20 protein-coding genes are annotated in these 18,863 nt (G+C 66.2%); 13 read left to right on the top strand and 7 right to left on the bottom strand.

All coding sequences use genetic code 11. The annotated features are described in order from the left end of the window. The first annotated feature begins 11 nt into the window (after positions 1 to 11). Complete coding sequence (locus tag G3I19_RS00180; RefSeq protein WP_164258085.1) at positions 12 to 1,208, top strand: amidohydrolase family protein; 1,197 nt, start codon at positions 12 to 14, stop codon at positions 1,206 to 1,208. 33 nt (positions 1,209 to 1,241) lie between these two features. On the opposite strand, the gene G3I19_RS00185 is transcribed toward G3I19_RS00180, so the two are convergent. After that, complete coding sequence (locus G3I19_RS00185) at positions 1,242 to 2,099, bottom strand: helix-turn-helix transcriptional regulator (RefSeq protein ID WP_239073842.1); 858 nt, start codon at positions 2,097 to 2,099, stop codon at positions 1,242 to 1,244. A gap of 701 nt (positions 2,100 to 2,800) precedes the next feature. Here G3I19_RS00185 and G3I19_RS00190 point away from each other — a divergent pair. The 8 genes from G3I19_RS00190 to G3I19_RS00230 all read left to right on the top strand — a co-directional run bounded on the left by G3I19_RS00190 (position 2,801) and on the right by G3I19_RS00230 (position 8,872). Further along, positions 2,801 to 3,181 (top strand): helix-turn-helix domain-containing protein, encoded by a 381-nt coding sequence (locus G3I19_RS00190; RefSeq protein ID WP_164258089.1) that lies wholly within the window; start codon positions 2,801 to 2,803, stop codon positions 3,179 to 3,181. Positions 3,182 to 3,893: 712 nt separating this feature from the next. Beyond that, a complete protein-coding gene (locus tag G3I19_RS00200; protein WP_164258093.1) occupies positions 3,894 to 4,253 on the top strand; it encodes a hypothetical protein in 360 nt (119 codons plus the stop codon). Between the two features lie 859 nt (positions 4,254 to 5,112). After that, entirely contained in the window at positions 5,113 to 5,838 is a 726-nt protein-coding gene (locus G3I19_RS00205) for an ATP-binding protein (protein ID WP_343234934.1), read from the top strand. After that, the gene (locus G3I19_RS00210) at positions 5,838 to 6,194 is read left to right on the top strand and encodes a DUF4326 domain-containing protein (protein ID WP_164258095.1); all 357 of its coding nucleotides are present in this window, start codon (positions 5,838 to 5,840) and stop codon (positions 6,192 to 6,194) included. Before G3I19_RS00205 ends, G3I19_RS00210 begins: the two co-directional genes overlap by 1 nt. Continuing rightward, positions 6,191 to 6,610 carry a DUF6195 family protein gene (locus tag G3I19_RS00215; RefSeq protein ID WP_164258097.1) on the top strand — a complete coding sequence of 140 codons (420 nt, stop codon included), beginning with the start codon at positions 6,191 to 6,193 and terminating at the stop codon, positions 6,608 to 6,610. Before G3I19_RS00210 ends, G3I19_RS00215 begins: the two co-directional genes overlap by 4 nt. Then, positions 6,610 to 7,719: a DUF2637 domain-containing protein gene (locus tag G3I19_RS00220; RefSeq protein WP_164258099.1), complete on the top strand. Its 1,110-nt coding sequence runs from the start codon at positions 6,610 to 6,612 to the stop codon at positions 7,717 to 7,719. The genes G3I19_RS00215 and G3I19_RS00220 overlap by 1 nt, the downstream gene beginning before the upstream one ends. A 459-nt stretch (positions 7,720 to 8,178) precedes the next feature. Continuing rightward, positions 8,179 to 8,358 (top strand): hypothetical protein, encoded by a 180-nt coding sequence (locus tag G3I19_RS37150; protein WP_239073843.1) that lies wholly within the window; start codon positions 8,179 to 8,181, stop codon positions 8,356 to 8,358. 145 nt (positions 8,359 to 8,503) lie between these two features. Then, a complete protein-coding gene (locus tag G3I19_RS00230) occupies positions 8,504 to 8,872 on the top strand; it encodes a DUF6233 domain-containing protein (protein ID WP_164258101.1) in 369 nt (122 codons plus the stop codon). Positions 8,873 to 8,877: 5 nt separating this feature from the next. Here the strand turns inward: G3I19_RS00230 and G3I19_RS38180 are convergent, their stop codons facing one another. After that, positions 8,878 to 9,075 (bottom strand): hypothetical protein, encoded by a 198-nt coding sequence (locus G3I19_RS38180; RefSeq protein WP_164258103.1) that lies wholly within the window; start codon positions 9,073 to 9,075, stop codon positions 8,878 to 8,880. Between the two features lie 61 nt (positions 9,076 to 9,136). Here G3I19_RS38180 and ligD point away from each other — a divergent pair, with 61 nt between their 5' ends. Then, positions 9,137 to 10,045 carry a non-homologous end-joining DNA ligase gene (gene ligD / locus G3I19_RS00240; RefSeq protein WP_164258105.1) on the top strand — a complete coding sequence of 303 codons (909 nt, stop codon included), beginning with the start codon at positions 9,137 to 9,139 and terminating at the stop codon, positions 10,043 to 10,045. A gap of 110 nt (positions 10,046 to 10,155) precedes the next feature. Here the strand turns inward: ligD and G3I19_RS00245 are convergent, their stop codons facing one another. The 5 genes from G3I19_RS00245 to G3I19_RS37935 all read right to left on the bottom strand — a co-directional run bounded on the left by G3I19_RS00245 (position 10,156) and on the right by G3I19_RS37935 (position 14,652). Further along, entirely contained in the window at positions 10,156 to 11,211 is a 1,056-nt protein-coding gene (locus G3I19_RS00245) for an NAD(P)H-dependent glycerol-3-phosphate dehydrogenase (RefSeq protein WP_164258340.1), read from the bottom strand. A 54-nt stretch (positions 11,212 to 11,265) separates the two neighbouring features. Continuing rightward, the gene (locus G3I19_RS00250) at positions 11,266 to 12,084 is read right to left on the bottom strand and encodes a class I SAM-dependent methyltransferase (RefSeq protein ID WP_239073845.1); all 819 of its coding nucleotides are present in this window, start codon (positions 12,082 to 12,084) and stop codon (positions 11,266 to 11,268) included. Then, a complete protein-coding gene (locus tag G3I19_RS00255) occupies positions 12,081 to 13,217 on the bottom strand; it encodes a YcaO-like family protein (RefSeq protein WP_164258107.1) in 1,137 nt (378 codons plus the stop codon). Before G3I19_RS00255 ends, G3I19_RS00250 begins: the two co-directional genes overlap by 4 nt. Beyond that, positions 13,207 to 14,433: a TfuA-like protein gene (locus tag G3I19_RS00260; protein ID WP_164258109.1), complete on the bottom strand. Its 1,227-nt coding sequence runs from the start codon at positions 14,431 to 14,433 to the stop codon at positions 13,207 to 13,209. The genes G3I19_RS00255 and G3I19_RS00260 overlap by 11 nt, the downstream gene beginning before the upstream one ends. A 96-nt stretch (positions 14,434 to 14,529) precedes the next feature. Further along, positions 14,530 to 14,652 (bottom strand): hypothetical protein, encoded by a 123-nt coding sequence (locus tag G3I19_RS37935; protein WP_275402672.1) that lies wholly within the window; start codon positions 14,650 to 14,652, stop codon positions 14,530 to 14,532. Between the two features lie 217 nt (positions 14,653 to 14,869). Between G3I19_RS37935 and G3I19_RS00265 the strand changes: the two genes are divergently transcribed. The 3 genes from G3I19_RS00265 (at position 14,870) to G3I19_RS00275 (ending at position 18,719) form a co-directional block, all read left to right on the top strand. After that, positions 14,870 to 16,246 (top strand): transcriptional regulator, encoded by a 1,377-nt coding sequence (locus G3I19_RS00265; protein WP_239073846.1) that lies wholly within the window; start codon positions 14,870 to 14,872, stop codon positions 16,244 to 16,246. A gap of 1,133 nt (positions 16,247 to 17,379) precedes the next feature. Then, a complete protein-coding gene (locus G3I19_RS00270; protein ID WP_239073847.1) occupies positions 17,380 to 18,333 on the top strand; it encodes a bifunctional lytic transglycosylase/C40 family peptidase in 954 nt (317 codons plus the stop codon). A gap of 47 nt (positions 18,334 to 18,380) precedes the next feature. Next, a complete protein-coding gene (locus G3I19_RS00275) occupies positions 18,381 to 18,719 on the top strand; it encodes a hypothetical protein (protein ID WP_164258113.1) in 339 nt (112 codons plus the stop codon). Positions 18,720 to 18,863: the final 144 nt, after the last annotated feature.

Consider the following 18,863-nt stretch of genomic DNA (forward strand, 5'->3'; position numbering starts at 1 on the left):
AAGGAGACGAGATGCTGATCAGTGGGCGGGTGCTGGTTGGATCCGGCGTATACCTGGAGGACGGCGCGGTTCTCATTACGGGCGACTCGATCACCGCCGTTGGGCCCCGGGCGCAGATCATCGAGCAGGCTGGCGCTGACACACCCCACGTCGAATTCTCGGGAGCCATCCTGCCGGGGCTGATCGACGCGCACGTGCACTTGGTCTTCGACGGCGGGGCCGAGCCTGTCTCCGGGCTTCAGGCGTCCACCGACGAAACCTTGCTCCGCGACATGCGCGATCGTGCCGAGCAGCTGCTGCTCAGCGGCGTCACCACGGCCCGGGATCTAGGTGACCGCGATGGCCTGGTGCTTCGCCTGGCCTCGGAGATCGCGGGAGGGCGTACTCCGGGACCACATATCGTGTCCGCGGGTACTCCCCTGACCACCGTGGGGGGTCATACCCACTTCCTCGGTGGCGAGGTCTCCGGGGAAGCCGAGATTCGCGAATTGGTCCGGCGTAACGTCTCGGCAGGCGCTGGAGTGATCAAGGCCATGGTCACCGGTGGCGGACTGACGAAGGGCGGCCCGAAGAGCTACGAGAGTCAGTTCTCTCCCGCCGAACTCGCGGCGATCGTGGACGAGGCTCACAAGGCGGGCGTGCCGGTAGCCGCCCACGCGCACGGAACCGACGGCATCGCCGCATCCGTCGAAGCAGGCGTCGATACGATCGAGCACTGCACGTGGATGACCAGCACCGGCCTGGATCTTCGGCAGGACGTGCTCATGCGGATCGTGGAGCAAGGAATCACGGTCTGTCCGGCAGTAAGCCCTCACTGGCGGATGCTTCCCCAATTTTTCGGTGAGGAACGAGCTGCGGCGATGTTCGGCCTCGTTCAGCAGATGGCCGAAGCCGGCGTTCATCTCGTCGCCGGCACCGACGCGGGAGTCCAGCGCGCTGGCTTCGACGGCTTGGTTCCGGCCTTGTCGTTCTACTCCCACCTGGGCCTGCCGACCAGCACGATCATCGACATGGCAACGACCCAAGCGGCAGCTGCACTTGGTCTCTCGGGTACGACGGGCCGGATCGCTCCCGGCTACCGAGCCGACCTCCTCCTGGTCGAGGGCGATCCGCTCAACGACCTCGGGACACTGGGCGCTATCAGGGCGGTCTACGCCGCGGGTGTACGCCACAACCCGGGCACTGTGAACGGTGAGGTTGTCCAATAGAGCCTGATCCCGGGCCACTTCGCAGCAGGCACACTATTCCCCGGTGTCGGGATCAGCTTCTTCGAGTTCAATAGCCAGGTCGTTCAACAGCGCCAAGACATCGGGCGACAGCCCTTCTGGGCCACTGCCCCGACCTCTGACCCGGCGCACCTGCCCCGTCCGCGCAGCCGACATGAGGCGAAGCCCCTCATAGACCTGGCGCGCCACGGCATCGTTCGGCTCGAAGTACAGAGCGGAGACGCCGAAGGTCTCAGCAAGACCTTGCAGGACAACCGGGGCGGGATCTTCCTCCATGCCGGTCCGAATGCGCTCAATGTCCTCCGCAGTGGCGACCTGTGCCCCCGCGTAGGCATTCACTGCGTCCGCGATCTCCCCATCCCCTGGTGCGGTCCCCTCGGGGTACGACCGCTCCAGGATCAGAGTGATCTTCTGGGAGAGCGTTTGAGGCGGTTCTCCGGTGGCCGCGTTGTCGGCAGCCTCCGCCATGGTTCCTTCGCCCTGGGCCTTCGCGAAAGAGCGCTCCTGCGCCTGCTTCAGCTCGTCTTCGGTGACGCTGTAGGCGCCGGCCAGGGAGCGGATGTACTTCTCCTTGAGCCGGCGTATCCCTTGTTCCGCACCGGCTACTGGGCCGTCGCTCTTGGTTCCGATGACCTTCGCGACCTCGTATCGGTAGAGGCCGGCGTCGCAGCGTAGATCGGTGAGATCGGGCAGGCCCCGTCGAGGGAAGAGCTTGTCCAGGTCCTGCTTGAGGACCCGCGCGAGGGCGGGCAGCTTTTCCTGGTCCGGCACCGAGGAGCCGAGTTCCCAACCTGCCACTGTCGAATCCGCGGCGGCGACGCCTGAAGCCACGTCGGCCTGCGGGATGTCGGCAGCTCGCCGCACAGAGCGCATACGGGCTCTATCGAAGCGTCGGGCTGGCATCAGACCTCGTTTTTTGTGCGAACCGAAGAAACATCGGACTGTTGACTTTTCGTACGAGCCAAGATAGCTTCAGTTTAGCGAAAAAAGAGGGAGTTCGCACCCCCTCAGCCTTCGCTCACGCGCCGAGCCCTCCCAGGCTCAGCCGCTGGTGGACAGGAGAAGCCGCGCACTGAGCGTGCGCATCACTTGCCCCCTCAAAATGCCATCGGCGTCCGAGAGTTCGCACCTCCCGGACGCCAGACAGCTCGTGATCAGCGGACCCCGACAGGGGGCACAAAGATCACTCACAAGCCGCCCCGTGTCCTGCACGGCACTACCGGAGCGGCGTACCACATAGAGGAGTGTCGCATGTCCCCCATTGCGGACTGCAACCCGAAGCAAGACATCGCTTCGGGGCCGGCTGAGCGGCTGGCCGCGCAGCTCACGTCCATGCTGCCCGGGGCCGCTGTAGTCCAGGTTCGCCTACAAGGCCCGCGGACCCTTTGGCCCCACCTGGGTCTCACGGCCCTCAATGAGCGTGGCCGTAAGCTTCGCGTCCCTCGGGCCAAGGCCCTGACCATCGCGCGGTGGATCATCCGTTCATTCCCTCACGCCGGGTGGGCAGCCACAGACGTTCATGCCTTCGACCTGCGAACCGCGGAGTTGCATACGGCACATGGGCTGGAAGCGTGATGTCCGCCGTGACGCCAGCGAGCCCGACCGCCCCCGGCCTCACAGAACTGCAAGGTCTCGCCGCCGTGATGAGCGCGCTCGCGCGGGTCAGCGACATCGATGCGCTCCTGAGCACCCGCCCGTCAGAACCGCGCAGTACACGTCTACACGTCGGATACGACGAAGCGGCCGAGCGCCTCAACATTCCGGAAAAATGGCTGCGCGAGCGAATCTCTAAGCTCCCTCACCGGAAATTCGGAAAGTTCGTGCAATTCGCGGAGGAAGATCTTCGCGCGATTTCCGACATGCACTTCGTGAATCCTGGTGTGGCGAACGACAAGGAGCACGAGTCGGCAGTCATGCCACTCCAGCCATCCAAACACGCACGCAAGCGTTTCTGACTCTCCTCTTGCGCTCAGGCGCGCAACCGCGCTCAGCGCCGTGAACATCGTGAGACGAAATGAGCACTGGTATAACCAGCCTTACCGAGGCTGCCTATCAAGGGGATTGGGCTCCTCTCCTCGCGGAGTCGAGGAAAGCCCCAGGGAAGCACTGGGCAGAAGAGGCCAGGTGCACCAACCAAGACATAAACATCTTCGTACCACTTTGCGATGGTCCGCACGAAGATCCCGAGATCGTGAAACAAAAGCTGGGCGCCTCCCTAAACCGGCCAAGGAATCTCTGTGCATCATGTCCTTTGGCTGTGGCGGCCCGGTGCCTGGTCGAATCGCTCAGGGACGACGACAAGTGGGGGATACGGGCTGGCCTCCTCGCCTCGGAGCGGTCCGCGTTGCGTACCGCCTGGCAAAAGCGTGTGAGTGAAGAAGTCGTCCAAGCGGCCTTGCGTGGCGCTACAGGGGCGCTCGGCAAGGACGAGCGAGACGCGGTGATCGCTCGATTCGCGGCAGACCCATCGCTGGATCCTGGCGCCGTAGCGCGGGGACTCGGTGTTACACACGAATACGTCTTGAAGCTCGCTAGGCGACACCGGCAGAAGTATCGGCCGACGTCGGCTCCCCAACCGTCTACTCACAGTGCTGACGCTGCCTGACGCACCTCAAAGAGGAAACGATTCTTCCGCAAGCCAGTACTTGCGTTTCAGGAGTTTCCCCAATGATTTCAAACGACCCCGCCGCTTCACGACGCATGAATATCAGTGACGCGATTCGGGAAATGGCCCCGACGGCAATTTTGGTCCGCGTCTACCCAAAGCGTCAAGGCGTTACCCTCCTCTTCGAATCGGACTTCTATCAAATGCTCATTGATCACCAGGTCGAGGAAAGAGTGGCGTGCCTGATCCGGCAGGAGTTCGGTGCCGCCGCTGACTGGCGCCGTGCGCATGATTTCTATCTGCCTTCAGGAGCGCTGTACCTGACGCCAGAGCCCTATCAGAACGGGTACGTGCCGGAGGACGATCGCTCCTTTGGTATTGCCCTCGCGCGACGTATAGCGATATCCGACGGGACAGAATGATGAGTGACATAGCCACCGAACTGGTCTGGTCAGATTCCAAGTCGTGTAGGGGCTCACGTCTCGTCATGCTCGCACTCGCCCGTGAGGCCGATGAGATGGGGAAAGCCACGCTGACTCTGGAAGAGATTTCCCGCCTGACGCGGCTTACTGCCCGCTCGATAACGAAGTGCTTGAGTGAGCTGGCGATGCTCGGTGAACTCACCCATGAGCGCGGTGGGGGTGCTTCCAACCCCAACAGCTACTCGATACTCCTCTTCAAGGGGACCACCAAAACTTCCGCTGATTCGCGGGCAGAACTTCCTACTTCACCTGAGGAAGTCCCGGAAGAGGGAATAAGTTTCCAGGAAGTCTCTTCTCGGAAGACTCCTTCGGCAGTCACAAGCGGGAACTTTCTACATAACGAGTCGGAAGTTTCTTCCTCGCATACGCGTGGTGGTAATACTCCCTTCGGGAGTATTACCACCATCAATAAGCAAGCTAGCTTGCTTGGGTCGAGCCCACAGAGCAATCCGGCCAGCCAGGATTCAGTCAAGGTTCCGAATGGTGCTAGAGAGCTGGTAACAGCGATAACCGATGCTGGGATGCTCGTCGGCTGGCGGCTTACGGAATCGGAGTGGGATCGGGTAACAGTTCTTGCGGCTCGCTGGGGACATGAACGACTGGTCGAGATGGTCGCGCGTCGGTGGAATGCCGACCGACCGCCCCAGTCGGCCCGTTACCTGCTCCGCATCTGGGCAGACCTCCCATCGCACACCCCGGCAGCAGCAGGCAACGTCGTTCCTCTGCGGCCTCATTCCGGGGGTTGGGTTCCATTTCAAGTCAGGGCCGAGCCCAGTGCTTACCAGAACGGATTTTGATCATGGCACAGCCGGAACGCGCGGGCGGCGCCGGATCGATGGGCGCCCTGGAACGGATACTCGCTGCGAAAAGGATTCAGGTCATGCCCGAAAACCTAGATGCCGAGTCGACGGGCGATAATCCCGGTGACCAGGAGTGGCACCGCCGCGCACGGGCCGAGTACGCCCTAAACCGCTGGAAGACGGCCACCCCGCCGAGGTTCCGTGACGCCGAGGCAACGATTCCTGAGGTGGCGGCTTGGGCCGACCATGCCCTGTCGGATAACGCGTCCGCTGGGGCTCTACTCCTCACCGGCCATACGGGGACGGGAAAGACCCATCAGGGATACGGAGCGCTGCGGAGGATCGCGGCCGGCGGTCCAGACCGATTCGAGTTGATCGCCGTGAACTCGGCGGACATGTACGGAAGCCTGCGACCTTCCCAGGTCATGGGTGCTGGGGAGCGTGAGTTGCGACGGCTCAGTGAGGTGCAGTACCTGCTGCTCGATGATCTCGGTACGGCGAAGGCGTCGGAGTGGACCGAGGAGGTGACGTATCGGCTGATCAATTACAGGTACAACCACTGCCTGCCGATGATCATCACGTCCAATCTTCCCGCCCGCAATGAGAACGGGCCGGATCTGAGCGGCTTCGTAGGCGCTCGGGTGGCCAGTCGGCTTGCCGAGATGGTGACCGGCCTCGTACCGATGGTCGGTGCTGACCGGCGGCGCAGCGGGAGGGCGGCCTGATGCCCGTCCGTCTTCGAGGAGCGCCCCAGGACGCCGCGGCCTTGTCCACAGCCTGTGTATATGTGGGGCCCCGCAGCCGGTACACGAATCTGTTCAGGGTAGGAGACCGCGGTCCGACCCCGCTCGGCACACCGATGGACGCGGCCGAGGCAGTAGACCTTTTCGTCGCCACGCTCCGGGGCCCGGTGGGCAGCTGCTACTCCGACCAGTTCGCCCGCGCGCTACGCGGCTTCGACCTGATGTGCACATGCCCTCTCGACGTGCCGTGCCACGCGGACGCTCTTCTTCACCTCGCCAACGAGTCGGGCGACGACACCCCGACCTGCACCCAATACTTCCCGAAAGGCCCCCGATGAGTCACCCGATCATGGTCGCTGCGGCCAAGCACCTCATGGTGGCTGAGGAGCGGCGCGCTGCCGCTCGGGAGACCGCCTTCCGAACCTGGGGGCCGAGGTCCATCACCGCAGCATCAAAGTACGCGCGCCACCTCCTGGGCGCCGACGCGGCCACGCTCGATTGGGAGATCTTGGGGCTGCTCTCCTTCGAGGAACATCTCCAGGCGTACGCATCGCTCGGTACCCGCGGGGGCCAGCACTTGGAGCTGTACTACACAGATCAAGGCGGGACTGAACGCCTCCTGCTGCGGGTGTCGTGCGTGACCTGCCCCAGTCAGCACGTGCACGAGGTGACGTCTATGGACCAGCTCGGCCAGATGCTTGCCCGAACACCGGCATGGCAGTCCATCGACCCGCACGCCGGAGGAATTCTCTGATGTCTCGTGCCGACATAGGCCCGGCGTCGACGGAAGCGCAGAGTGCATTCGGGCTTCGCGGAATGACTGCCTGGGACCGCACAGCGATCATCCTGCTCGGTGCGGCCGGCTTTGCATTCTCCTATGACGCACTGCGTCAGATCGCCACCGCGATCCACGCGCGGGAGTCACTCTCCTACCTCTTTCCGGTGTTCGTTGACGGGTTCATTGCGTACGGCGTGCGAGCGATCGTGCTCCTTCGTCACAGGCCCTTCGGCGCTCGGCTGTACGCCTGGTTTCTCTTCCTCTCAGCCACAACCGCGAGCCTCGGGGCGAACGCCCTGCACGCCATCACGCTGAACGACGATCCGCAGGCCGGACGGTCCGCGCTGCACCTGACCGACGGAGTCGTCGGGGCCCTGTCAACGCTCGCACCGCTGGCTCTGGCGGGCTCCGTGCACCTGTACATCCTGATGGCGCGGAGTGCCGAGCTTTCGGTCCGGGACCGTGAGGACATCCGTCCCGGACCGGTCCGCCGACCCATTCCAGGGCATAGCGGAAACGTACCTGTCGCGCCGATGTGCAGTTCGCACAGCTCCGCGACAGAGGCCGGAGAGCAAGTGATCGCGGCCGGTCCGTCCGCTGAGAATGACCCTATCGGCGGCTTTGTTGACCTGCGGAAACCCGGAACCTTCAAGGCCAGTCGGACTCAATCGGCTGCGCCGGACGGACCGATGGCCGGTCCGTCCGCACAATCGGAACCGCCGGACGGACCGGTCCCCGACCCCTCGGACTGCCGCGAAGGAACAGGGACCCACACGGCCGCCGGATGGAGGGATCCGGGGACGGTCCCCGACCCCACGGACGGGAAGAAATCGTCCGTCCTGGACGACGTTGACTCCCCGCAGGACCGGGAGGCCGATGAAGAGTGGCTGGACGAGCTGCTGCCGATCGCGCGCGCAGCCTCCGAACGAGCCGGACGGATCAGCCGTGAGGCGGTGAAGAATGCCGTTCGCGCCCGCCAGCCCATCGGCAACGACCGTCTGGGGGTCCTGCTCGTCCGACTCAAAGAGGAAGAGGAGGCGGCGGCCCAAAAGGCTCCCGCCGGCCCCTCCAGCTGCCTCTGGTGATCTCATCTTTTAAGTACCTCTGGGCTGCTTCCTGCACTCCGGCGAAGCGGCCCAGAGGCAGACGCTCGTCAGGAAGGAATGACCATGTGGCAAGGGCGACAGACCCGGACGGCAATTGCCGCCCAGCACGGTGCAGAGCAGGCAGCTTCCGCGCTCGTGCTCCACCTCCAGGGCGGCGGAGACCTTGCGCCGGTCCCGGTGACGGACCTCCCCCTGGCCGATGAGGAGAGCGCCTACGCCGATGTGCTGTGCTCAACTGCCCGGTTTTACGGAAGCGAGACTGTCTTGCCTCCGTCCCGCGCCGGGTATTACGAGAACCACCCGACGTTCGGGCGGCGCTGGGTGCCTAATCGCCGTCTCGACGCACGACGGCGCGAAGAGGCAGCGGCTGCCGCTGCGGAGCGCTGGCGCGACCAGACTCCTGCTCGTGTCGTTTTGACCTCAACTGGGCTGAGGCTCATGCCAGCAGGGTCGCCGAAGACCTGGTTGCCGTTCGACCACACGCTGCTTACTGGGGTGACCACAGGCAGCCTCGAAGTCGTGCTCACGTACAGCGTGTGCGCCCCGTTGCTTCTCGCCGGACCAGCTGCCCCGTGGCTCGGGGTGGCAATCGACTACCTGCACCGGATCGCTCTCTAGAAGGATCGGAAGGGTCCGGAACCGGTCGATCGCGTGGACGTAAGGCGGGCCCCCAGCAGACTGCCGAGGGCTTGCGGCTCACGCTCACCCAAACAGGGCAAACAGGGCCTTCATGCACATAGTGCGCCGAGTTAATATCGAATACATGAGCGAATTTTCGGCGGCCTCGGAGGTCGAGCTGCTTGAGTTCCATCGCCGAGTTCAGATGCAGGATCTGGCTCGGACGGACCAATGGCTAGCCGAGGCGCGGCAGCGACAGGCGGAGGAAGAGCTGCGCCGCGAGCGTGCGGCACAGCCCCCGCCAGAATGGGTCGCCGCTCGCGACCGGGCTCAAGGCGCGGTCACCGTTCACACGACGCTCGGAGACCGCGCGGACATCTGCTGGGGGATTAAGGTCGACCACCTGCGCACCAAGGCCATCAACCGTGCGCAGGCCCTTCAGGCGCTGACAACCGATGGCGCGACGCCTTGCGATAAGTGCCGGCCGGACACCGTCCTCGGGGTGCTGGAATGACAGAGTCAGAGCACGCTGGAGGCATGGCACCGCAGGTCACCGTGTATCCGCCGGACCCGTGTGGCGGCCGCCGTGTACGTGTCGGCGCCGAGGACCTCGGGGTTGCCCACAATCGGAAGGACGTCTCCGAGTTCTTGCGCCGGGCGGGCCTGGAGGACGTAGACGAAGATCTCGTTGCGACGAGCCCACTGATCAGATGGCATGGTGGCGGTCCGGATGCCTGGCCAGCGCCCCAGTGACCCGCACCCGGGCAGGATCGCTCCGATGCTCGCGAGTGCCAGCCCGGTTCCCGTCGATCTCAGCGGCTGGGCGGCGGAGGTGAAGTGGGACGGAATGCGTGCGCTCACATACCTCGACGCGCACGGCGGGGTGACCGCGTACAGCCGCTCCGGAAGAGACGCCACGGCCCGGTATCCGGAGCTGGGGGCGGCGGCCGACCTTGTATCTGACGCGCCCCTGATCCTGGATGGCGAAGTCGTAGCACTGGACGACCGCGGCCTGCCGTCCTTCGGCCTTCTCCAACAGCGGATGATGCTCGCCCGGCAGGGCAGCATCCGGGCCGCACGCGTGCAGACCCCGGTGGTCCTCATGGCCTTCGACGTCTTGGAGCACCGCGGCATCCCGGTGGCTGGCCGCCCGTACATGGAGAGGCGCCAGCTGCTGGAACAGCTACGGCTCCCCGACGACGCACCGATCACGGTACCGCCCGCGTGGATCGAAGACGCGTCTGCCGGAATCCAGTGGACCCGTGACCGGCAGATGGAGGGAGCCATCCTCAAGCGCCTGACGTCCCGCTACCAACCCGACCGCCGATCCCCGGACTGGATAAAGATCAAGTTCCGCCCCTCGGCCGACGTCGTGATCGGCGGCTGGTCTGCCGACGCCCGCGGTGAGCCCCGGTCCCTGCTCGTCGGCATCCCCGACGCCAACGGGCTCCGCTACGTCGGCGCTGTCGGCTCCGGCCTGTCTGGCGTCCAACGGCGCGTGCTGCGTCCTCTCCTCAACGCCGCCGCCGCTGAAACGCCCCCCTTCACAGGGCAGGTGCCCCGGACTCCGGCGGCGCATTGGGTGCTGCCGCTGCTGCAGGGCGAAGTGGAATATGCCGAGCTGACCCGCGACGGGATCCTCCGGCAGCCGTCCTGGAAGGGGCTGCGAGGGCTCGCCGGGGAATAGCGAGGGGGGAATACCGCCAACTCGGGCGGGGCCTTAAGGGAGATGTCAGCTGGTGCCGTTCACTTCTGACCTGCCCTCGGCCGCAGAGCCCTCAGCGGGGCAAAGGCGCCTCACGCCGGGGCGCGTTCGGATTTCGGTGTGCGAGACATCAGCTGAGTAGCGGCCTCAGCGACGCTGATCCGGCCTCGGACAACCTCGACCACGACCTCGGTAATGGGCATGTCCACTCCGTGCCGGCGGGCAAGCTCCAGGATGGATTCGGACGATTTGACGCCTTCGGCGGTCTGGCGGGTGGCGGCGGTGGCCTGTTCGAGGGTCAGGCCCCGGCCGAGGTGTTCGCCGAAGGTGCGGTTGCGGGACTGCGGTGAGGAGCAGGTGGCCGCGAGGTCGCCCAGACCAGCGAGGCCGGCCAGAGTCTGTGGATCGGCGCCCAGCGCCTGACCGAGGCGGATTGTCTCGGCGAGGCCACGGGTCATCAGCAGCGCGCTGGCGTTGTCGCCCAGTTCCATGCCGGAGGCGAGACCGATGGACAGGGCGATGACGTTCTTGACCGCGCCGCCGAGTTCGCACCCCACGATGTCGGTGTTGGTGTAGGGGCGGAAGGACGGCGTCATGCACGCGGCCTGGAAGGCAGCAGCGGTGTTTTCATCGCGGCTAGCGATGACGGAGGCAGCGGGCTGGCGGGCGGCTACTTCCTTGGCCAGGTTCGGGCCGGACACCACCACGATCCGCTCGGAGGGGACGCCGGTGACTTCGGTCATCACCTCGCTCATGCGCTGGCCGCTGCCGACTTCGATTCCCTTCATCAGGCTGACGACCACGGTCTGGGGTCCGATCAGCGGGGCCCATTGGGTGAGATTGGCGCGGAGCGACTGCGCGGGAATCGAGATGACCGCGTAGTCGGCACCCGCCATCGCGTCTTCCGCAGCAGTGGTCGCCGTCACCGAATCAGCCAGCCGGACGCCGGGCAAGTAGTCCGGATTCTCGTGGCACACGTTGATCGCGTCGGCGACTTCAGCCCTGCGAGCATGCAGAACGACCTCGTTGCCTGCATCGGCAAGGACCGTGGCGAAGGCTGTGCCCCACGAGCCGGCAGAGAGCACAGCCACCCGGTGCACAGGCTCAGACCCACGGTGGTGGTTCGTGGGGTGGTGGTGTTCGGCCATCATCGTCCCGCATCTCCCAAGCCCCCGTCCGGAGCGACGAGGCGCCCCGGCAGCCTACCGAGCATCCAGACACCGTCCGGGACAGTCCGTTGGGCGTCTCAAGGTGAGGGCGACGGCCCGACGGCCGGCCAGTGTGGGGAGCTTCCTGCGGGCCTCGGCCAGCATCCGGTCCGCAGCCTGATCGCCCAGCTCGCGCCGCAGGTCGGTTTCACGGGTGATCCAAAGACGGTACAGGCGGCCCCACATGAGGGGCTCGGTAGGGCGTTCATCGACGGCCTCGACCAGGAGGCCCGCCTGCTCGGCCTGCTCGGTCCACGGAGCGCGGGCGCCGTGGCGCAGGGCCTGGGTGAGGACAGCGCGTGCTCCGGGGCGCAGGATGCGCTGCATCTCGCGCAGCGTGGCAGCGCGATCGGGCGCACACCCGGCGGCGTCCACGCAGATGATCCCGTCAACGCTCTGATCCGCCAGGCCGGTGTTCGCCAGCGTGCCGACACGGAAGTCCGCCTGGCCGCGGGGAATGAAGCGAGTTCGGCGTGCGGTGGCCAGCTTCACTGCTGCCGGGGAGATGTCCACGCCGACGAGGTGGACCGCGAGTGCGCGAGCGACCCACAGTCCGACTCCGCCGCTGCCGCAGCCGAGGTCGGCCAGCGCGTGGCCGGGCGTCATGCGCAGCCGGGCGGACAGGATGGCGAGCAGCGGCCAGTCGCAGGAGCTGGATGCCCCGACTTCCACGGGGTGGTCGTCGCCCATGGCCTGTCCGTACAGCTGGGTGACGAGGCTGGTGCGGGAGCGTGCGGTGTGGAAGGCGTCGAAGCCGCTCTGAAGCTGTTGCTCGGTGGGTGACAGATGGTCTGTGTCGGTGGGGGTGTTCATCGCAGGATGGACCTCCGGACGCGGGAGCGGGTGCCGGGGCAGATCATCTTCACTGCCGCGTACGGCATGTCGGGTTTCGAGAGGTCTACGCAGATCGGCTGGTAGCCGGTGACGTGCTCGATGCGTGCCGCGACGGCCTGAGTCTGGTCGGCGAATGTGCCCTGCCACGGGGCATACGGAGCGACCTCGGTACTCCAGGGCCGCGCACCGGGAGTGTTTGTGGGCCGGGCTGGGGTGGTGTCGAAGACCTGCTCGTGTGAGGGGAGGTCGTCCCGGGTGCCCGCGATACGAGTCAGCCGGGACTGCGCCGCCTCCGTCAGAGCGCGCGAGAGAGCGATGTGAGGATCGGTGTGGCATCCGGCCCCGGCGAAGGTCACGGGGTAGTCCTCGGACCAGATGTACGCCACGCACGTGGGTAGCCGGTAGGCGTTGGCGACGATCGCCAGATCCAGATACATGCCGGCCGAGAGCAGCATGTCCACGAGCGTGCGGCAGTACGGGTCATCGACGGTTCCCGGATCGATGCGGGTACGCCGCTGCCCCACCATGTCCTCGTCGGTTGCCAGAGCATCGCGCTCTACGATCTCGTACATGCCGTGGAGCATCGCTTCGTCGCGGGTGTTGCCACAGGCCAGCCCGTTACTGGACGCGCGCAGGATGTCCGGCTGCCACGCAGGTCGTGCGCTCCGGCGGACCAGATCCAGCGGCACGGGCACCTCACGACCGCCGAGAGTCCGCCCCACACACCACTCCAAGGCCACCGAGGCGAACGCTTCCGCGTGCTGGGGGGTTTTGAGCGGGAGCGCGGAGAGCGGGTACGGGGTCTCGATCTGCGCTGCGGGCCCGTACTGGACGGCGTACATCGGCTGCTCGGTGTGCCACAGCTCGATGCCCTCCATGACCGCGGACAGGCGGGCGAGGAGGTCGGTGGCGCCCTTGCCCTGCGAGGCCGAGAGCGTGCGTGCGGCCGGCCGGATCGCGGTGAAGACCGGCAGGCCCAGGTAGTCCAGATCGGTCAGCCGGGCGACCCGTGTGATACCGAAGTGCGGCAGCAGCGGGACAAGAGCGGCCCAGGTGGTCTCCGGGCTGCGGGTGCGGACGGTCCCGTCGAGGATCACGTGGTCAGTGGGCATGGGCTCCCAGCTCCTCGGCGTTGGCGGACGGCTCGGTGAGGAACCCGACCATGAACGTCTTCATCTGCTCGACCGCTGCCTCCGCACCATTCAGCCCACGCGACCAGGCGGCATCATCCAGGCCGGCGGCCGGACAGCCCCAGATGGTGCGCAGGGTGTGACGGGTGTACTCGTCGCTGACCGCCGCCGGGGTGAAGCCCGGCTGGGCCTGGGCCATGATCTTGTTCTCGGCCGTGTAGCGCAGGACTGCGGCCCGATCAGCTGCGCTCTCGCGTCCGAGCAGCTGTCGGACGGTGGCCGCATCGCGCAGGTCCGGCACGGGATGGAACAGGGCGTACGCGGGCACCTCGCACCGTCCGGCCGTGAGCGCGGTGATCCGCTCGTCCAGCGGGGCCGGCCCCGATCGATGCTGGAGGTAGGCGAGCCACACGGCGGGGAAGTCGGGGTCGAAGAGCTGCTGGTAGGCCAGGCGTACCGCTGGCTGTTCCGGTTCACCGACGAAGGAGTTCGCCCACTTGAGAAGGTAACCGGAGGTGCTGCGTGCCCCGCTGGCGGTTCTGGCCGGTTCCGCAGGACGGCCGAGGGCGATGCGGAGAGCGTCCTGGGCATCACGCCGCTTGAGGTCTCCGAAGTGAGGATCCCGTTCGCGCTTGGCCTTCAGCCATTCCCAGAGCGCGCTGGCGTCGTGCTCGCGGCATACGGCCCGGACGGCGACCGCCGAGCGTTGCGAGTAGTGGACCGCGCTGAGCGCATAGAGCAGTGAGTCTCCCTGGCCGGTTTCCACCACGCTCTCGTTCTGGGCGAGTTCGATGATGTGCCGCAGGTTCACCATCGGCCAGGACAACGCCCGCAAGTCGCCGGTGGGCGCTTGAGCAACGGCCACTTCGCCGTCACCATCGAGGTCGCCGTTCGCGTACGCGCTGTAGATGCTGCCGACTCCGAGCATCCCGAAGACGCTGAGTTCGGCCGCACGCAGGGCTCCAATGCTCGCGGCGCCGATGACGCGCACGCCCCGGTCCAGGGCGTGCAGGATCTCCTTGTGCCGCAGCGCCGGAGCCTGGTGATAGACACCGTCGATGATGAGCAGCGTGTCCCGCTCACCGATCGCGGTGTCGAAGAGGGCGCCGTGGCGCACCGGCGGCAGCACCCGGATCTTCGGGTGCTGGAGCTGCGGGTCGTCGCGGTTCAGGGTCGGTCCGACGAAGACGTGGATCACTGCACACCTGCCTGCCGTGAGTGTCGGAGCGGAGAGTGCCCGCACCCAGGTCAGGTGCGGGCACTTCCGGTCAGGGTCCTGGGGAGGTCAGGACCGTCAGACGTCGCCCTCGTTCTCGACGTCCTCGATGTGGACCACGGTCGACGGGTCGATCAGGGCGGCGGGGTCAGCCGCATCGACGCGCTGTGCGGCGATCTGGGACTTGGCCTTCTGCTCCATGGGAGTTCACCAATCTCTCTCGTGACTCGACAAGGTGTGCCGCTCTGCGCGGCCACCGCCTGCACCCACATCACAGTGCGTACGAGGGGGAGCCCGGAAGAGGCCAGGCGTTGCCTCCGGTTGCCTCAGGTTGCCTCGGTTGCCTTCCGCGCTGTTCTCGCTCCGGGCCGGGCGCGGTGAGGACAGACTGAGGTGGGCCCCGGCGGGAGGACACGACATGGGCAGCAGCACCCTTCTTCAAGAACGCCACCCCCTCGGGCAGGTGCTGATGCTGTACGGCTGGACGTCGCCGGACTTCCTGCGGCGGGTCGCAGCCAAGCACCGCGCGCTGGGCTTCGGGTCGCTCGCCGCACGCAAGGAGCAGGTCAGCCGCTGGACCCGCCCGGTGAAGCCGCCGGTCCCGGACGAACACACCCAGCTGGCCATCGCCGCGGTACTGGGCATCCCCGCACGCATGGTCATCGCTCTGGGCTGGCCGCACTGGCTCCTTCTCGCCCTGCGAGACGACAGCGTCGTCTGGGAGTCGCCCTGGACCGCACAGGGCACCATCTATGCACTCGACGATGTCGGAGGACCTGTGGTCGATCGCCGCGGTTTCCTGGCCGCTACGACCAGCACGGTCGCCGCGGTACTCGCCCAGTGGGCCGCCGCCCACCCCGCCCCCGCCGCAACCACCGGACGCCGCATCGACATGGGCGTCCCCGACCGGCTCGACTCCCGCCTCCACGACCTGCGTCACCTGGACGACGAGCTGGGCGCCGACCACGTCTACGACGCGGCCCGTGCGGAGCTGCAACTCATCACCCGTCTCCTGCGCGAGAGGTCATACAGCGAGGAGACCGGCCGACGGCTGTTCGCCAGTGCCTCCGAGGCCGCGCGACTGGCCGGCTGGTGCTCGTACGACAGCGGCGACCTGGCCGCATCGGAGAAGTACTTCGCCACCTCCATGCGGGCGGCAGCCAGCTCCGGGACCAAGACCGCCGGCGTCATCGCGGCCGCATTCTGGGCCAACGCCCGATACGGCTCCCCGGCCTCGCCGGATCCCCGCGGGGCCCTGGACCTCCTCGACGTTGCACTGGCCCAACGAGCCGAGATTCCCTCTCCACGCGTGCTGACCATGCTGTACATCAGAACAGCCCGTGCCCACTCCATCGCCGGAGAACCAGCTGCGGCCTACCGAGCGATCGACACCGCGCTCGACGCTTACGGCAGCGGCGTCCCGGCGGGCGAGGACCTGCCGCAGATGTACTGGATCAACACGGGTGAAATCCTCCAGGCCGCAGGATCATCTGCACTCAGCCTCGGCGACCCGGCCCGGGCCTTGCGGTATTTCACCGAGGCCGCCACCCACAACGACCCGTACGACTCGACAAAGGAACCGCGGGGAACGGCCATCTACCTCGCGCGGAAGGCGGCAGCCTACCGGGAGTTGGGCGACCTCGACGGTGCCGTGCACACGGCCGAGGAGGCAGTGGCCCTGATGGGCGGTGTCAGTTCAGCGAGGGGCAACAGCACCCTGGGCGACCTCCGAGACGGTCTCGACCGGCACCGCACCGTCCCCGCAGTGGCAGCCTTCCTGGAAGCCACGGGCTGACCGAAACTGCGATAGAGGCCAAAGTCGGAACCTAATTCCAGGAATTAGGTTCCGATTTCTCTGTTGATTCGAGTTGTCCGCGAACCCCTGCGAAGGTTTAGGCACGGCCAACGCCACAAGGCATCCCTTGGTCGCGCGGATTCCGTTGGCTTGGATTCCGCCCTGTCCTGGAGGGGGTTGATCGACCTTGATATGAAGCAACGCATCCGTCGCGAGCATCCAGTTCAAGCGCGCAATGCCATGAACTGGAGAGGAGTACGGAAAGACAACCGCCATACGTCGCTGTGGAAGTTCGCCGAGTGACTCCCACTCAAGCATTAATCCGGCGAACGGGCCAAGCGACTAGGACTCCCTTCCTCGAATTATCCGGTAGTCGCCGGTAACAGCCCGCAGGAGAATCCCCCACTCCTGCGAAGGGGTGTTGCGGTCCCCGCCCCGCGGGACCGCAACACCCGCTCTCTCACAAGCTCTCCTGTGCCAAGGTTGTGGTTCCTGCATGCCTCGCTCCAGCCGCTTTCCACCCATATCTTCAGCAATATGCATTGCTGGCTCGCTTGCAGCGCTGACGGCCGGTTGTTCAAGCTCCGCCAGCAGTCCGTCAGACGCGGCGTCCACACGGCGGCCCCACTCCGTCTCATCCGGTATCACCGAGACGGCTGTGCCGAGCGCCGACGTTTCTTCCGCTGGGCCAAACACCCTGCCCCCAAAGAACGTTGACCGTATTGCGCGCCGCTTCACGACCGCATACGCACAACACGATGCCCGCGACGGCGCAGACAGGTCGTACGCGGATGCCGGCGCCCGAGCGGCCAAGCTGGCGTCGGGTGAGCTGGTGGGCATCCTCGCCCAGAAGCGGCCGAGCCAGGATGCGCCGTGGGCGACCCTTCGCGCCGAGGGGGCCCGGCAGACGGCGAAGATCACATCTGCCGTACTCCCCGACGGCGCTCCACCCGTAAGCAGGTCCTCCGCGCTGGTCCGGGTCGGCTACGTCCTCACGACAACACCGACGTCCGGTCAGCAGCGCCACAGCGACGAGCAGCTTGTCTTGCGTATGGAGCACACCGCCCAAGGCTGGCGTGTCACTGCCCTCCCCTGGGCGTGAGGTCGACGTGAACAGAGGTACACAGCTCGGCTTGGGGTTGTTCGCGGCCGTGGTCATTGCAGGTGTCGGCCTGCTGGTGACGTTCGGCGGTGCTGACAGCGCCTCTGCCCAAGAGGCCGGTCCTGGCGGCGGCATCACCACAGATGCACCTGTCCCCGGGTGGGTCCGCGGGCTCATCAACAAGCACGCAGGGGAGTGCCCGCAGGTCACAGCTTCACTTCTCGCCGCACAGCTCTACACGGAGTCGAACTTCAACCCCAAGGCGAAGTCCCCTGCGGGCGCCCTCGGCATCGCGCAGTTCATGCCGGCGACCTGGGCGGAGCGGGGTGTGGACGGCGACGGTGACGGGATCAAGGACATCCGCAACCCGGCGGATGCCATCGCCGCTCAGGCCAAGTACGACTGCACATTGGCCGAGGAGGTCAAGGCCGTTCCCGGGGATTCCACCGACAACATGCTCGCGGCGTACAACGCGGGCGGCGGTGTGGTGATCAAGTTCGGCGGCATTCCGCCCTACCCCGAAACCCGGAACTACGTGCGGAACATCCGCCAGTTGGCGTCGACGTGGGCCGATGCGGTCAATCCCGACGCCCCCGCTGGCAAGGGCCCCGCTCGCGCGATCTCCGCCGCGAAGACAGCTCTGGGCACCTGGTACCGGTGGGGCGGCGACTGCGTCTCGCCCTACAAAGGCCAGGGCGGGTGCGATTGCTCGTCCCTCACCAAGATGGCCTGGGCCGCCGCAGGCGTGAATTTGCCCCGGGTCACCTACGACCAGGTCCATGCGGGAACGGCGGTCAAAAGCGTCTCCCAACTGAGGCCGGGCGATCTCCTGTTCGCCATCCCCGGTAGCGCCGGCCCTGAACACGTCGGGATGTACATCGGTGACGACCAAGTCATCGAGGCTCCGCACACAGGCGCCCAAGTGCGGATCAAGCCACTCAGCTTCTGGACACCGCAGATCATCGCGATGCGACACGTCGGCTAATCCTGACAAAAAACCCATTCTACGCATTAAGCACTAAAGGACTTTCGATGTACGACCTCCTCTCTGCCGCGGCCGATCCATCCCTCCACACCACTCTCGCCTCAGGGGCTGACGTCGTGACCGGCGTCAAGCCGGACTGGGGCCCCTTCGGGAAGCTGGGAGGGACGGCGAAAGTACTCCTCGGGGTTCTGGCAGCCGTCGTGCTCGCCATCGGACTCGGCGCCTTCATCGCGGGGATCGGCAAATCCAAAGGGTGGTTCGGGGAGGGGCGATCCACGATGGAAAGCTCACACGGCAAGGGCCTGATGGTCGGCGGACTGGTGGTCATCTTCCTCGTGGCATCCCTCGGGACGATCACCACCATCACCTACGGCATGGGCGTGTGACCTGTGCGTACTGGAAAACGTTGCTCTGCAAGAGACGCCAGGTCGAGCAGATCGTCGGCGAGGCTCTGGGGCGTCGCGGCCGGCGCGGTGGCTGTCGTCACCGCTGCCGGGGTGATCGTCAGTCTCTCCACCGGTAGTACGTCT

Origin of the sequence: Streptomyces sp. SID10853 (genome assembly GCF_010548145.1) — a bacterium.
In the GTDB taxonomy this organism is placed as follows: domain Bacteria; phylum Actinomycetota; class Actinomycetes; order Streptomycetales; family Streptomycetaceae; genus Streptomyces.

Bases quoted from the DNA above. Each gene is read 5' to 3' on its own strand.
- G3I19_RS00180 (WP_164258085.1), top strand. From the start codon at position 12: ATGCTGATCAGTGGGCGGGTGCTGGTTGGATCCGGCGTATACCTGGAG.
- G3I19_RS00185 (WP_239073842.1), bottom strand. From the start codon at position 2,099: ATGCGCTCTGTGCGGCGAGCTGCCGACATCCCGCAGGCCGACGTGGCT.
- G3I19_RS00190 (WP_164258089.1), top strand. From the start codon at position 2,801: ATGTCCGCCGTGACGCCAGCGAGCCCGACCGCCCCCGGCCTCACAGAA.
- G3I19_RS00200 (WP_164258093.1), top strand. From the start codon at position 3,894: ATGATTTCAAACGACCCCGCCGCTTCACGACGCATGAATATCAGTGAC.
- G3I19_RS00205 (WP_343234934.1), top strand. From the start codon at position 5,113: ATGGCACAGCCGGAACGCGCGGGCGGCGCCGGATCGATGGGCGCCCTG.
- G3I19_RS00210 (WP_164258095.1), top strand. From the start codon at position 5,838: ATGCCCGTCCGTCTTCGAGGAGCGCCCCAGGACGCCGCGGCCTTGTCC.
- G3I19_RS00215 (WP_164258097.1), top strand. From the start codon at position 6,191: ATGAGTCACCCGATCATGGTCGCTGCGGCCAAGCACCTCATGGTGGCT.
- G3I19_RS00220 (WP_164258099.1), top strand. From the start codon at position 6,610: ATGTCTCGTGCCGACATAGGCCCGGCGTCGACGGAAGCGCAGAGTGCA.
- G3I19_RS37150 (WP_239073843.1), top strand. From the start codon at position 8,179: ATGCCAGCAGGGTCGCCGAAGACCTGGTTGCCGTTCGACCACACGCTG.
- G3I19_RS00230 (WP_164258101.1), top strand. From the start codon at position 8,504: ATGAGCGAATTTTCGGCGGCCTCGGAGGTCGAGCTGCTTGAGTTCCAT.
- G3I19_RS38180 (WP_164258103.1), bottom strand. From the start codon at position 9,075: ATGCCATCTGATCAGTGGGCTCGTCGCAACGAGATCTTCGTCTACGTC.
- ligD (WP_164258105.1), top strand. From the start codon at position 9,137: ATGCTCGCGAGTGCCAGCCCGGTTCCCGTCGATCTCAGCGGCTGGGCG.
- G3I19_RS00245 (WP_164258340.1), bottom strand. From the start codon at position 11,211: ATGGCCGAACACCACCACCCCACGAACCACCACCGTGGGTCTGAGCCT.
- G3I19_RS00250 (WP_239073845.1), bottom strand. From the start codon at position 12,084: ATGAACACCCCCACCGACACAGACCATCTGTCACCCACCGAGCAACAG.
- G3I19_RS00255 (WP_164258107.1), bottom strand. From the start codon at position 13,217: ATGCCCACTGACCACGTGATCCTCGACGGGACCGTCCGCACCCGCAGC.
- G3I19_RS37935 (WP_275402672.1), bottom strand. From the start codon at position 14,652: ATGGAGCAGAAGGCCAAGTCCCAGATCGCCGCACAGCGCGTCGATGCG.
- G3I19_RS00265 (WP_239073846.1), top strand. From the start codon at position 14,870: ATGGGCAGCAGCACCCTTCTTCAAGAACGCCACCCCCTCGGGCAGGTG.
- G3I19_RS00275 (WP_164258113.1), top strand. From the start codon at position 18,381: ATGTACGACCTCCTCTCTGCCGCGGCCGATCCATCCCTCCACACCACT.